The sequence below is a fragment of the Exiguobacterium sp. UBA6282 genome (genome assembly GCF_002440475.1).
GTDB lineage: Bacteria > Bacillota > Bacilli > Exiguobacteriales > Exiguobacteriaceae > Exiguobacterium_A.
Map to the genome: position 1 here is coordinate 4,711 of NZ_DJUM01000046.1, position 12,211 is coordinate 16,921.

A 12,211-nucleotide genomic window follows, 5' to 3' on the forward strand; every position below is an offset into this window, starting at 1 on the left:
TCTATAAAACACGCGATCCGCGTTCAGAAGCCTTAAAAGTCGTCTCAAAAGATCTCGCGCAAGAAAGCGATTGGTTCAATCTGATTACACAAATGGAGCAAACAGCAATTGATTTACTCGAAGAGTACAAACCAGGCAGAAAACTCTATACGAACGTTGAGTTCTTTGCGGCAGCCGTCTTAAAAGGACTCGATATTCCGAAAGAACTGTTCACACCGACGTTCACATCTAGCCGCATCATCGGTTGGACGGCACACATCCTTGAACAAGCAGGAGACAACCGAATCTTTAGACCACAATCGTTGTATACGGGTCCGATGCCAGAAAAAGCGGCTAAGTTTTAATCCGCCTTCTTTTTAACAATTTCTTAAAAAAAGTGGAGCGATGTATAGCATCACCCCACTTTTTTGATGTTTTATTCAACGACTTTCTCTAATGTTAAATTCAATATCTCTACTTCACATCCTGCCGCTTCTACATCCGGGCTACAGGCGTACGGTCCGATCTTCAAATCGGTCACGTCATGTAAGTGTGCGATCCGGAGTTGCTCTTTGTACTCTCCTGTTATGTGATACAACGTGACGTCTTGATTGAGATAATGAAGTTCAAAGACGAGCGGCGCATCAAATAGTGTATTGTCGACATCCCGACACGACCAGTCCGAGTACCCAAAGCTCGTCACGACGGCACCAAGATGAGATGGACCATCCGGAATGAACTCAGCCGAGACTTTCACCCAGTGGTCATCGTTCACATATAGTAAAATCCCCGCTTGATCATATGTAGCATTCGGTTTTAATTTCACTTCAATCCGGCATTTGAATTCTCCATTTGGAGCATCCTGCAACAACGCATGCCCCGTCTGACGATTAAACTGATAATGTGTGTTGCGCCAAAAATCCGTATCCGGATCCGTCATGAAGCGTAACGGTGTCTCTTGTTCGATACGTGTCGGTCGATTGATCCACTTCATCGATAGTATCCTCCCTCTTAACGCCCTCTTAACTTCCTTAACTTTCGATAGCCACGAATGAGCATATCGAGCATACAATCCCTCCTATTTTCTATGAACCCTTAGACTACTTTACGAAGTCGTTGCATATCCTTATTCAATGCTGATCGTTTCAAACGTCGATTCCGTATTAAGTATTGCACATCCGACCGGTTATCGTACATCAGTTGGATATGGAAATAATTGATATATTCAAGAATCGCAAAAATATATAAAAACAAGGTGATTCGTAATCCATACACCGGAAGCTCAGATTGAAAACGAATCCAGTCGATTCCGAACGTGCACGTCGTCAGAACGATTAGAATAATATTGATGACACGACAGTGGCGTAATCGTCGGACGACCGGTTTCGGGGTATTCGACGTTCCTTCTTTCTTCAGACGTCTCCACTTGCTATACCAATACCAAGCCCCCTGAATCAACAACAGTTCGAACAAAAACAGTGACATCCAAAATGCACTGAGTTCAAATAATTGAAGTTGCGGAAAGACACGATTACCAAACCAGCTGAGTGGTAAAATCGTGATGACCGTGAACAATTCCCCTCGGTATAGATAGGCGAAGCGCTCGGCAACGATCTGCCTCATGGCGCCACCCAGTCAATCCGGAATTTACTTCCTGGACCAAGNNGCGGGCAGACGGATCTTGCGGTGTTAGATCAATCGTCGACGGACTCATGCGCGATTCAACGGATCGAATGACATCCCGCGCCGGATCAAATCGATTCGTTTCCGTATCCCGTTGTTCTTGTCGTCCGTTCGCGAATGCCCGAAGTACGATGACTCCGTCTTGCTCTGCTTCAAATTGCCGAATCGTCGCTTCCGTCAACCGTGGATCGCCGACAAGGATTCGGTCGACAGTCGCTATTAAGTCCAGATAACTTGCGAACGGTGCCACTCCCCGATGGTCTTCAAGTGTCGGTAACGTCTCGAATAACGGTCCGCGAAGTGTTCCGTCGCCCGGTATGAATGCTTGGACGCGTAATCCTTGCGCCTGCAACCAGGCATTTTTTTCGTCAAACCATGTCCGGTCGAGTCCGGTTTCCGGTCGCGGATAAAAGTTATGCCACGCTTCCGTACGTTCGAGTTGCAGACCATGTGCCTTCATCTCAGTTAATTCGTCTGCCGTTAAGGTACTGGCATTGAGTGCGACCATCATCTGGTTCGATAATGTCGCGATTTGTTGCGGACTGATGCCGTAATCAAGCCGCAGTCCGGTGACACCCCAGTCCGTTAGCGTCGCTGCCGTCTCCCACGTCTTGCCGAGCGTCGCAAGTGACGACGGTGCGATGTCCGCTACGAGCTCATACCCGAGTGTCTTTGCTACACGACCGAGCGCTTGCAAGCGTTCGACGTACAGTAAGGAATCATCCTCAGGGATATGAAGCGATGTAAAGAGCGACGTAAAGCCGACGGTACGCATCCGCTGCAACCACTCATTCGTCTCATCCGTGATTGGTTCATTTAAATAGATCGATAATCCTTTCATCGACTCACTCCTTCACTTCTCTACTTAGGGAAAAAGCAGCTGATTCCTTCTTTTTCGAAGGATTCAACTGCTTTTCAATACTTTAAATACCGTCTGCCATTTCTTCTTTGAAACCGAACCAGTACGTGAACAGGAAACCTGCCGCGTACGAAATGACGAGACCTCCGATATACGTCAAGTACATTCCGTTATCGATCAACGGTGTTAACGATAAACCGGATACGCCGACACCAAGTGCCGTCGTCTTCATCGTCGCTTGGAAGGCACCACCGACCGCTGCCCCGAGACATGCCGTTACGAACGGTCGACCAAGTGGCAATGTGACCCCGTATAACAACGGTTCACCGATTCCGAGGAATCCGACCGGGATCGCCCCTTTGATGATGTTACGCAAACGCGGGTTACGCGTTTTGACGAAGATCGCCATCGCTGCCCCGACTTGACCTGCTCCTGCCATCGCAAGAATCGGTAAGAGTGGTGTGTTGCCGATCGTGTTCAAGAACTCGAGATGGATTGGTGTCAATCCATGGTGGAGACCGACCATGACGAGTGGTAGGAAGAAGCCGGCAAGTACTGCCCCAGCAAGTGGTCCACCGACCTCAAGTACGGCATTGATTGCTTTCATGATGCCGTCTGACAACAGTCCAGCCACCGGCATGATCGCATACAGCGAAGCAAACCCGACGATCAACACTGTCAACAGTGGCGTAAAGATGATGTCGATCGATGCGAACATGAAACGACGGATGTGTTTCTCAAGATACGTCATCAACCACGCGGCAAAGATGACCCCAAACAAGCCACCCCTGCCCGGAACAAGCGGTTCCCCGTAAATCGTAATGTCCGCAAGTACCGGATTAAATAGAATCCCACCGGCGATTGCGCCGAGTACCGGCGTCCCACCGAACTCCTTCGCCGTGTTCCAGCCGACAAGGATTGCGAGATATGCAAAGACCGTCCCACCGATCAATAATAATATTTGCATCCAGGTCTGTGTTGCATCGACACCCGCGTTCTTCGCGAAGTTGGCACCCCCGTTGATGATACCGGAAGCAACAAGACCCGGAATGAGCGGGATGAAGATATTCCCGATCCGGCGTAAGAAGCGCTTGAACGGTGACTGTTGTTTCGCTTTCACTTTTTGCCGCTCGACCGCTGCTCGTTCTTCTGGTGTCAAATTCGGATCCACTGACTCTTCCCCAATCGCGAGTCCCGTCTCGCGACTTAAGTGATCTGCCACACGATTGACCGTTCCCGGACCGACGACGATTTGTAACGTTTCGTCATCGATGACCCCCATGACCCCATCAATCTGTTTTAGAGCATCGATATTTGCTTGCGTCGGGTCCTTTAAAGATAAGCGAACTCGCGTCATGCAGTGCGCAAGCTGTCGAAGATTATCTTTTCCACCGACGTGCTCAAGGATCGCCTGTGCCAGCACTTCTTCCTTCTTCATCGTGTTTCCCCCTTAGAGTGCGTCTCGGACGAATCCGTTCGCTTGCTGTAATCGTTCGACGGCTTCCGTGTACGGAATGTTTGCGAGAATCATGACGATCGCCGTCTTAACGTGTCCGTGCGCTTCATGGAAGATCCGTTCCGCCGTTACGGCATCGACTCCTGTCGCCTCACTGATCATCCGCTTCGCCCGGATCTCGAGTTTTTCGTTCGTTGACTGGACGTCGACCATCAGGTTTTGATAGACCTTGCCAACACCGATCATCGCCGCCGTCGAAATCATGTTCAAGACGAGCTTTTGCGCCGTTCCAGCCTTTAATCGTGTTGACCCCGTCAAGACTTCCGGACCTGTTTCGACTTCGATCGCATAACGCGCGTGCCGACTGATGACCGCATTCGTGTTACAAGAGATCGCTGCCGTCACCGCTCCAACTTCCTTCGCGTAATCAAGCCCGCCGATGACATACGGCGTCCGTCCGCTTGCTGCGATCCCGATGACTGTATCACGTGCTTCTAACTGGAGCGCTTTCAAATCATCGACGGCAAGTGTCCGACTATCCTCAGCTCCCTCAACGGCTTTAATCAACGCGCGTTCGCCACCAGCGATCAAACCGACGACCATATCTGGTGAGACCCCGAACGTCGGTACACATTCTGCTGCATCAAGAATCCCGAGCCGCCCGCTCGTACCAGCACCGATGTAAATCAAGCGTCCTCCGGCATTAAATGACGTAATGACGTGTTTGACAACTTCAGCAATGACTGGTATCTGCGTTTGAATGACCGTTGCGACCGTCTGATCCTCGGCATTCATCACGCGCAACACATCTTCGACCGACATGTCGTCGAGATGCATCGTGCGCTCATTTCGACGTTCCGTTGCTAACTGATCTAACATCTGCTTCACCCTTTCTGTTATCCCTCCCTTTATTATACAATTAAGAAATTTTAATTCAATATTTTTTATTTAATTTTGAAATTAAATTTCTATATACAATAATAAAGTTCTTTTCTTCTTTTTCAGGATGGATCAGCAGATTTCCTGCGGGCTTCGCTGACCATCTCTTTTGAAAAATCGAGTAAGGAACAGACTTGGTCGCGACCGATCGTTTCAAGGAGCAATGGGATTCGTGGACCTAGGGTTGATCAATCGTCAGTTGATAGAGCAGCGTCGCATAGTATCATTAATAAACAAAAAGCTGATTTTCACCCGTTAGTTGCCTAAAGGACAAAAATCAGCTTCCTATGAAACCACTTTTTACATCTCATGTTACTAGTAGCATCATTCGTACCGGAACCTGCATGAGGCTCTAAGATATTTATTGAAGAAGTCGTTCACCAGAGGCGTAAATCATTTTAATTTCTCTTCCATATCCTCTACCGAACTAGAACTGTCGCTATTCTTTTCTTTCTCCTCAACGAGATATTCGATATCATATGTACCCGGCTCGATCGTACCGCCTTGTACCGTTTGTTTGAGAACGACGGTTTCTGATGCTTTGACGCGTTTCTTTTGTTGGCTTGTTTTACTCTGTTGCTTTCTTGAATCGAAGACGACAGTCCTTGATTTACTCTCACGAACGATGACATTCAACAAATGCCCAGAGCGAGCTACGACATCAAATGCATGGTCTCCTGTGTTCGTCAATTTGTATTCAAAGACGAGTCCCTCTTTCGTAGTCCCTTTGAAGGATGTCTCATTCGTCTCACTCCCACTTTGCGGTTGAATCATACAACCGGTCAAATAAAGAATCATAGGGATCAACAACCATTTTTTCATCTATAAAACTCCATTCTGTATAAAGAAATTGCTGAGTTACTCCCATCCTGGAAGTGGACGCGGTGGCTCCTCGACGAAGGCACGGTATCCGTCGAAGCTCATTCCTTGCCGTTGTGGATTGTGGTTGCGAATCAAAGGATCACCCGTCTCGTCCTCGTTTTGCCAAAATCGGTGTTCCGTTTGAAAGACCTTGATCGACGAATACTGGAATCGCTCTGCCATTAAATATTCTCGAACCGATTGCATCACTTTTTCAAAGCGCGCATCCGAGTCGTAGCTAGCGCCGAGACTTTCTTTATCTTGTTTCCCTTCGAAAATCTTAACCGAGAAATAAGCATTCTTCTTCGCAATCGGGTACTCGATTTCAACGCGAACCGAGTCGACGAAGCGAATCGGTCGAGGTTTGCTCATTTCCTCTACGGAATTATGGTCCTCTACATAATAATCATCCGTCGCAATCGAGAACTCCTTGAACTCCCAGAACATATCCCCTTGCGCAATGATCGCATATTCGAGGAATGTGCCGAAGTTCTGTCCGATCGGGTCAGTCTCCTCTGTCGACAACTCATGAAACATCCAGTGCATATACGGCGTCTCCTCCGTCTTCGCATCTTCCGTATGAATCAAGACGTATCCTTCGTTCATTTCGCCAATCATCAAGAAATGATCGTAGTCTTCATGGATCAGGTCGTCCTCTTTAGCCTGGATCGTCATTTCAATGACTTTTTCAAGCGGATAGAGTTCGATGCCAAGACCTTGAATCATGAACAACTCCGCTCCGTCATGTAAACGAAGGAATGTCTTATATTCACTTGGTAACGTTAGGTTGAACTGTTTTTCAAACGACTGAATCGCCTGTTCCGTCACCGAGTCATTCAAATTGAATTGAGCGACTCCTGTATCGTATCGTCGCTGAATGAAGGTCGACCCGTGATTGATTTTTTGTGATAAGACGTCAAGTACCGCTTCGATTTGGTTCATTTCTTTCATGGGTCCCATCCTTTTCATTTTCGTATTCGTGAATGATACGACTTCACCCTATACACCATACCATTTTTTCAATTATTTGGTGTATTCCATCCTACTCGTTCTGTGGTATTCTCGTTCTAATATCATTAAAAAAATGACGAGGTGACCCATGTCTAAATCATCATCAATGTTACTCATATTACTCGCTGCGATCTTTTGGGGTACGACTGGGACCTCACAAGCCTTTGCGCCAGAAGATGCACACCCGATTGCAATTGGTGCCGTTCGTCTGGCTGTCGGCGGACTGTTCTTGCTCTGTCTCGTCTTCCTAAAAGGAAAGCTGACATTGCGTGACTGGCCACTGCGGACGATTTTACTTGCTGCCGTCAGCATGGCAGCTTACCAGCCCTTGTTCTTCTCGGCTGTTTTAATGACGGGTGTCGCTGTCGGTACCGTCGTTGCGATTGGTAGCGCACCAATCTTCTCCGGATGCATCGAGTGGCTGTTCTTAAAAAAACGTCCGGCGTTGCTGTGGTGGGCTTCAACCGGATTATCGATCACCGGTTGTCTGTTGCTTCTGAACAATCAAGGGACGGTCGCGATTGATCCAATTGGGATCGTTCTTGCACTTGGTGCCGGACTATCGTTTGCCGGGTATACGTTCGTCAGTCGTGATCTTGTCAAGACCCATGCGCCGCTGTCGGTCGTTGCCGTCATCTTTACGACGAGCGCCTTGCTGCTATCACCTCTGCTCTTCTTATTTGATCTCTCGTGGTTAGTCACGCCACGAGGAGCCGGAATCATCCTCCATCTCGGCGTCGTTGCAACCGGGCTTGCTTACTGGTTATTCGCAAAAGGGCTATCGAACGTACCGTCGTCGACTGCCGTCACTCTCTCGCTCGGTGAACCATTGACGGCTGCCTTGCTCGGTGTGTTCGTCCTCGGCGAACAGTTAAGTGGCACGGCTTGGTTCGGGATCTCGTTATTGTTACTCGGTATCGTCTTATTAATCAGTTCGTCTCGCCTAGCAACGCGCCAAACCGTTTTGACAGAAGAACGACAAACTCGGACTGGAGGCTAAATCATGCAAGAAATCACGCTTGAGAAACTACAATTTCGCGAAGATTATCACATCGGACTCAATCAGTTCTTGATGGATGTCGCAAATGGTAACCGATTGATCTTTCATTTCCGTGGGCATACGGAGGAGACGATGGTCATCGTCGGTGACTACAGCTGTAATTACTTCCGATTGACCTTCGAGGCGGATGCGATTCTGCTTCGTTCACCGGACCTCTATGAACTAAAAGAAGATGTCGAGATCAATCCGATTCCACTTCTGACGCTGACCGATTCAAAGCTACTGACGTTTGCTCGTAAAATGATGAATCTCGATCCTACAAAAGACTGGGTCCATTACTGGCTCCGGGCGTTCGAACAGGATTTTCATGTCTTGTCCCCCCGTCCACCGGTCCTGACTGATCTCGGACATAAACGAAGCGATGCAATCGTCACCTATTCATTTGATTCGTTCAACGCTGAATGACATAAAAAAGCCCTACCTCGCCAAAGGTAGGGTATTTCTTCGTCCCGCTGCAACGACTCGCGCTAAACGGTTCCCTTTATTATACATAAACAGGCAGCGTCTTTTCAATCGACTGGACAGAGTCGATTGGACTGAAGCGCTTGACGACCTGTCCCTTCCGGTCGACGAGGAACTTCGTGTAGTTCCATTTGATTTTCGACGACAGCAAGCCGGACTGTTCTTTCTTCAAGAACGTATAAAGCGGATGCTCGTCCGGTCCATTGACGTCGATCTTCTGAAACATCGGAAACGTCACGCCATAGTTCAGCTGACAGAACTGCATCGTCTCTTCCTGACTCCCGAACTCCTGCTGATTGAATTGATCACACGGAAATCCGAGCACTGTGACTCCTTGTTTCTCATATTTATCATAAAGCGCCTGTAGTTCGCCAAGTTGTTTGACGAGTCCACATTTGCTTGCCGTGTTGACGATCACGAGGACACGCCCCGCATAGTCACCTAATGAAACAGTCTCGCCCGCTGCGTTTTGTACGGTTGCATCGTATACGGTCTGCATGTTTCCCAGCTCCTTTGCCCCGAGTATAAGACAAAACGCCGCACCCTGTCGTTTTCAGGCATGCGCGTAATGCTTTACCAAATCGCCTCTTCTTTGTCGCTCAGTTTGATGACGAACGGTAAAATCAAGACGAACAAGAGACTAACATATCCGAGCGATAAGTAATGTTGCGAGTCTTTTGAAATGTATTGCTTCACGCCGCAGTTCGGACACGCTTTACCATGTTTCGCAAATCCGACAGCAAGCACTTCTTTCATTTTGAACGTATACTGGCAATTCGTACAACGTACCATTTGATCATCTCCTTCTTCCTTTTCTACTGGTGGATGCAGGAAAAAGTTTCATGAAATCGAAGGTAACCGACATCTTACCTCATGGATTCTTCCTGGTCGCTCAACCGAATCAGAAACGGCAAGAACAGGACGAACAAGAGACTGATATTCCCGAGTGAAAGATAAAATTGCGACTTTCGGGACATGTATTGTTTCACGCCACAGTTCGGACATGGTTTGCCTTTCCCATGTATTGCAACACTGACAGCGAGTAGTTCTTTTGTGTTGAACTTATACTGACAATTCGTACAGCGTGCCATGACATCATCCCCTTTTCTGTTATCTACTTATAGAGTTTGGAAAAGGTTCCGTTGCGTCGATAGGTTGTAAACGCATCTTCAAAAATTCATAGCTTCCACCATTCGTAGCTTGTTGGAAGCGTTCGACGGGAAGGAAGCCACTTTTCGTATACAGGCGAATCGCCCGCTCGTTGAATGTCGCGACAGCTAATTCGATTTGTTTAGGTGCATACCGGTCCATGATGAACGCAAGACCGGCTTCTAAAAATGCCACTCCATTTCCTCGGCCCGTCAAGTCTGGTCGCATGCCAAGCCCGACGTCAACGACGTCTGCGTTTGGTTCGAATACATAATAACCAATCAATTCTTCACGATCCAACACAGCAAAATAATGTTCCGCCCGCTTTGCTGGATCGAGAAATTCTGCTAAATCTTCTTCATCATTTGGCATATCATAAAATGCAAACGCCCCGTCATATTGCCACTCGTAGGCAATCTGTTCCGCCTGTCGTTGCGTCAGCGGTGAAAATGTATAGCTCATCAGGAGTCAGCTCCTCTTGGATTCCTCAACGAGATCGATTCTTTCGGTAGTCTAACAGTAGCGGCAATACGTTTAATCCGATCGAGATGAACGTCAACACCCACAGCGCCCGCTCCATGCCCGGTACGACGTCCTGTAACGCTGCCCAATCCTCCCGCGCCACGAATTCCGCGACGAGTCGGTATTCGGCGCACAGCGTCAGTGCCGTAAAACTCAGTCCGAGCACCATCAGGAAACGATAGTCCTTACCGATCAAATAAAATATGATGTTCAGTGCCGTAAATCCAATCGCCATTAAACCCAGTACGATCCACATCGTATCGTCTCCTCTCACCTCTCCTTTTTACTATATTTGGAATCCATTATTCGGTATATCCGCCTAGAGTTGGATTTTCCGACGAATAGATTCATACGAATGATAAATGGATATCATTTGTAAATGATTGTTTCAAGCGCTATAATCTTACTTTCGCATCCGCTGCTTAGGAGGAGATTACGCATGGAATCACTGAAGGAGTCATATGTAAAGCTTGACGGGTACGTCGTCGTCAAAAAAGATGGTGGTCATGTACCGCACGAGGAATTTCTCGTCGAATTCACCCGCTGGCTAGAGACGAAAGGTCGTGGCTGGACAGGACTTTCTACTCAAGTCGATCAAGACGGCAACGCCATCGACAATATCAAATAACTACATATCGCAAAAAGACCGGTCGAAGGAATGCTCCTTCGACCGGTCTTTCAATTGCTACTCCAAGAAGTTGATTCGTACTCCGATGATTTGTTTATCTCGATTTTTCTTTACTTTCAGATGATAAATACCGTCTCCATATCCAGACTCGGTCATGATACCCGCTTGAAACAAATGGACGTCCTGTTGACCGAAAAAGAGTTCCTCGGCTAGTTCCTCCTCACGAAACGCAACATCATCACCGATCAATACAAATCCTGAATCAATCGCGATCTCATGCGAGCGCGTCCATCTGCCCGTCGGCTGATTGACACCTTCGTATACTGTGAGTAAACGAACCGTTCCATCTGAATCATATGTGACGGAAGCCGTCCATGCGCCAGACTTCACTTGCTCCAAGACAATCGATGCTAGATCTTTTTCATTCGAATCCGTCACGAGCAGTCGATGACTACTAACACTAAAAGTACCCAGGGTAATCTTTTTATTAGCCCGGTCTCGTAACATTTCGGATTCTACCCATTCGTTGAGTGAAGAGGCACAGTATTTTTCAAGTCCCTTTTTAGGATGCCACGTGAAGACGAGCTCTTGTAAAAAACGACGTCGAATCCGGTAGCATAACCGTCTCCCATCTAAATGTTCACCAAAGCAGATCATATCCTCCGGTAAACCATCTGGACGATTTATGTGATGGTGGATGATATCTTCGACTTCAGAATGACTCGATTCAGTAGGTATCGAATAGAGTTGCCAGTCATGAAAGGCTGCACCATTTGATTCCTGCATGAGTGAAATGTAATCCGTCGGGAATTTTGAACCGAGGATTTTTTCTGCACGCTTTAGATCGATTAGTGATACACCCGGGCGTTTAGACGATGGATTGATCTGTTTGATGGCTGGTTTCATATAATACCTCCGATAGTTGAAGAATGAATTCACTCTTCATTCTCAGGTTCATATAGTTCGTCATTGATTTGATAAATAATTATTTCTTCCGGCCTACTGCGGATGACGTTTTCTAACGAGTTCATCGATACATCGTTTGAGCATATGAAAAAACCACAGCCGTCATGACCAGGCTTGATAAGTACCGATGGAGGATTTCGATTAAACGAAGCAACTGATAGATTTTGTCGGAACCCCTAATGCCGCCTTTCCTCAAATATAAATTTTAAATTATCATAATTCGAAATCACGTAGAAAACATTTTCTTCTCCTAACCAGTACGTCTCGCGAACGACGCGTCTGAGTGTTTCCTTGTTCTTTAACTCAACTGTGAAATAGAGAAGCGGATCTAAATGATGTTTGCGACTTGGATAAACCGTTTGAATGGTATAGTCAATATTCTGTTGCTGAAAGAACTGCTGATGTTGTTCCCTTAATATATATTCATCCGAAAAATACAGGTACAGCGGAAATTCATTTCGATGCTCTAAAAACTCAAACAAAATTATCTTCGTTGGTTAAACACATTTGTCTCCATCTGATGGATTTATTAAATATGCCGTTTTAATTGATTCGTCCATATCTAAAAAATGACCGAACAGACGCCCTAAATCACCCGTCACTGCATACTCTTCGATCCAGATTCTTGTCATGCTT

At 47.1% G+C, this 12,211-nt stretch carries 17 protein-coding genes; 4 read left to right on the plus strand and 13 right to left on the minus strand.

Annotation, left to right across the window (positions count from 1 at the left end):
• Positions 1-344, plus strand: a 344-nt coding sequence (locus B2751_RS11665; RefSeq protein WP_290774902.1) for a citrate/2-methylcitrate synthase, incomplete at its 5' end; no start/stop codon positions are given.
• A 71-nt stretch (positions 345-415) separates the two neighbouring features.
• Here the strand turns inward: B2751_RS11665 and B2751_RS11670 are convergent.
• The 7 genes from B2751_RS11670 to B2751_RS11700 all read right to left on the minus strand — a co-directional run bounded on the left by B2751_RS11670 (position 416) and on the right by B2751_RS11700 (position 6,728).
• Entirely contained in the window at positions 416-973 is a 558-nt protein-coding gene (locus B2751_RS11670) for a DUF1349 domain-containing protein (RefSeq protein WP_056060801.1), read from the minus strand.
• A 101-nt stretch (positions 974-1,074) separates the two neighbouring features.
• A complete protein-coding gene (locus tag B2751_RS11675) occupies positions 1,075-1,602 on the minus strand; it encodes a hypothetical protein (protein ID WP_056060798.1) in 528 nt (175 codons plus the stop codon).
• Complete coding sequence (locus B2751_RS11680) at positions 1,511-2,503, minus strand: MupG family TIM beta-alpha barrel fold protein (protein WP_290774906.1); 993 nt, start codon at positions 2,501-2,503, stop codon at positions 1,511-1,513. The genes B2751_RS11675 and B2751_RS11680 overlap by 92 nt, the downstream gene beginning before the upstream one ends.
• An 82-nt stretch (positions 2,504-2,585) precedes the next feature.
• The gene (locus B2751_RS11685) at positions 2,586-3,959 is read right to left on the minus strand and encodes a PTS transporter subunit EIIC (RefSeq protein WP_290774908.1); all 1,374 of its coding nucleotides are present in this window, start codon (positions 3,957-3,959) and stop codon (positions 2,586-2,588) included.
• Between the two features lie 12 nt (positions 3,960-3,971).
• The gene (murQ, locus tag B2751_RS11690; RefSeq protein ID WP_290774910.1) at positions 3,972-4,865 is read right to left on the minus strand and encodes an N-acetylmuramic acid 6-phosphate etherase; all 894 of its coding nucleotides are present in this window, start codon (positions 4,863-4,865) and stop codon (positions 3,972-3,974) included.
• Between the two features lie 444 nt (positions 4,866-5,309).
• On the minus strand, positions 5,310-5,738 hold the full coding sequence (locus B2751_RS11695) for a BsuPI-related putative proteinase inhibitor (RefSeq protein WP_035408429.1): 429 nt from the start codon (positions 5,736-5,738) through the stop codon (positions 5,310-5,312).
• 36 nt (positions 5,739-5,774) lie between these two features.
• On the minus strand, positions 5,775-6,728 hold the full coding sequence (locus B2751_RS11700) for an SMI1/KNR4 family protein (protein ID WP_290774912.1): 954 nt from the start codon (positions 6,726-6,728) through the stop codon (positions 5,775-5,777).
• A 148-nt stretch (positions 6,729-6,876) separates the two neighbouring features.
• Between B2751_RS11700 and B2751_RS11705 the strand changes: the two genes are divergently transcribed.
• Positions 6,877-7,788: an EamA family transporter gene (locus tag B2751_RS11705; RefSeq protein WP_290774914.1), complete on the plus strand. Its 912-nt coding sequence runs from the start codon at positions 6,877-6,879 to the stop codon at positions 7,786-7,788.
• Positions 7,789-7,791: 3 nt separating this feature from the next.
• Positions 7,792-8,253, plus strand: coding sequence for a hypothetical protein (locus B2751_RS11710; RefSeq protein WP_290774916.1), 462 nt, complete (start codon positions 7,792-7,794; stop codon positions 8,251-8,253).
• Positions 8,254-8,332: 79 nt separating this feature from the next.
• Here B2751_RS11710 and B2751_RS11715 read toward each other — a convergent pair whose 3' ends face one another.
• From B2751_RS11715 to B2751_RS11735, 5 genes are all read right to left on the minus strand, one after another.
• Positions 8,333-8,809, minus strand: a complete 477-nt coding sequence (locus B2751_RS11715) for a glutathione peroxidase (protein WP_290774918.1) — start codon at positions 8,807-8,809, stop codon at positions 8,333-8,335.
• Between the two features lie 74 nt (positions 8,810-8,883).
• Entirely contained in the window at positions 8,884-9,102 is a 219-nt protein-coding gene (locus tag B2751_RS11720; protein WP_290774920.1) for a hypothetical protein, read from the minus strand.
• A gap of 74 nt (positions 9,103-9,176) precedes the next feature.
• Positions 9,177-9,401: a hypothetical protein gene (locus B2751_RS11725; RefSeq protein WP_035397919.1), complete on the minus strand. Its 225-nt coding sequence runs from the start codon at positions 9,399-9,401 to the stop codon at positions 9,177-9,179.
• A gap of 19 nt (positions 9,402-9,420) precedes the next feature.
• On the minus strand, positions 9,421-9,921 hold the full coding sequence (locus B2751_RS11730) for a GNAT family N-acetyltransferase (protein ID WP_290774924.1): 501 nt from the start codon (positions 9,919-9,921) through the stop codon (positions 9,421-9,423).
• Positions 9,922-9,946: 25 nt separating this feature from the next.
• Entirely contained in the window at positions 9,947-10,237 is a 291-nt protein-coding gene (locus B2751_RS11735; protein ID WP_290774926.1) for a hypothetical protein, read from the minus strand.
• A 183-nt stretch (positions 10,238-10,420) separates the two neighbouring features.
• Between B2751_RS11735 and B2751_RS11740 the strand changes: the two genes are divergently transcribed.
• Positions 10,421-10,609, plus strand: a complete 189-nt coding sequence (locus B2751_RS11740; protein ID WP_290774928.1) for a hypothetical protein — start codon at positions 10,421-10,423, stop codon at positions 10,607-10,609.
• Positions 10,610-10,666: 57 nt separating this feature from the next.
• Here the strand turns inward: B2751_RS11740 and B2751_RS11745 are convergent, their stop codons facing one another.
• On the minus strand, positions 10,667-11,515 hold the full coding sequence (locus B2751_RS11745) for an SMI1/KNR4 family protein (protein WP_290774930.1): 849 nt from the start codon (positions 11,513-11,515) through the stop codon (positions 10,667-10,669).
• Positions 11,516-12,211: the final 696 nt, after the last annotated feature.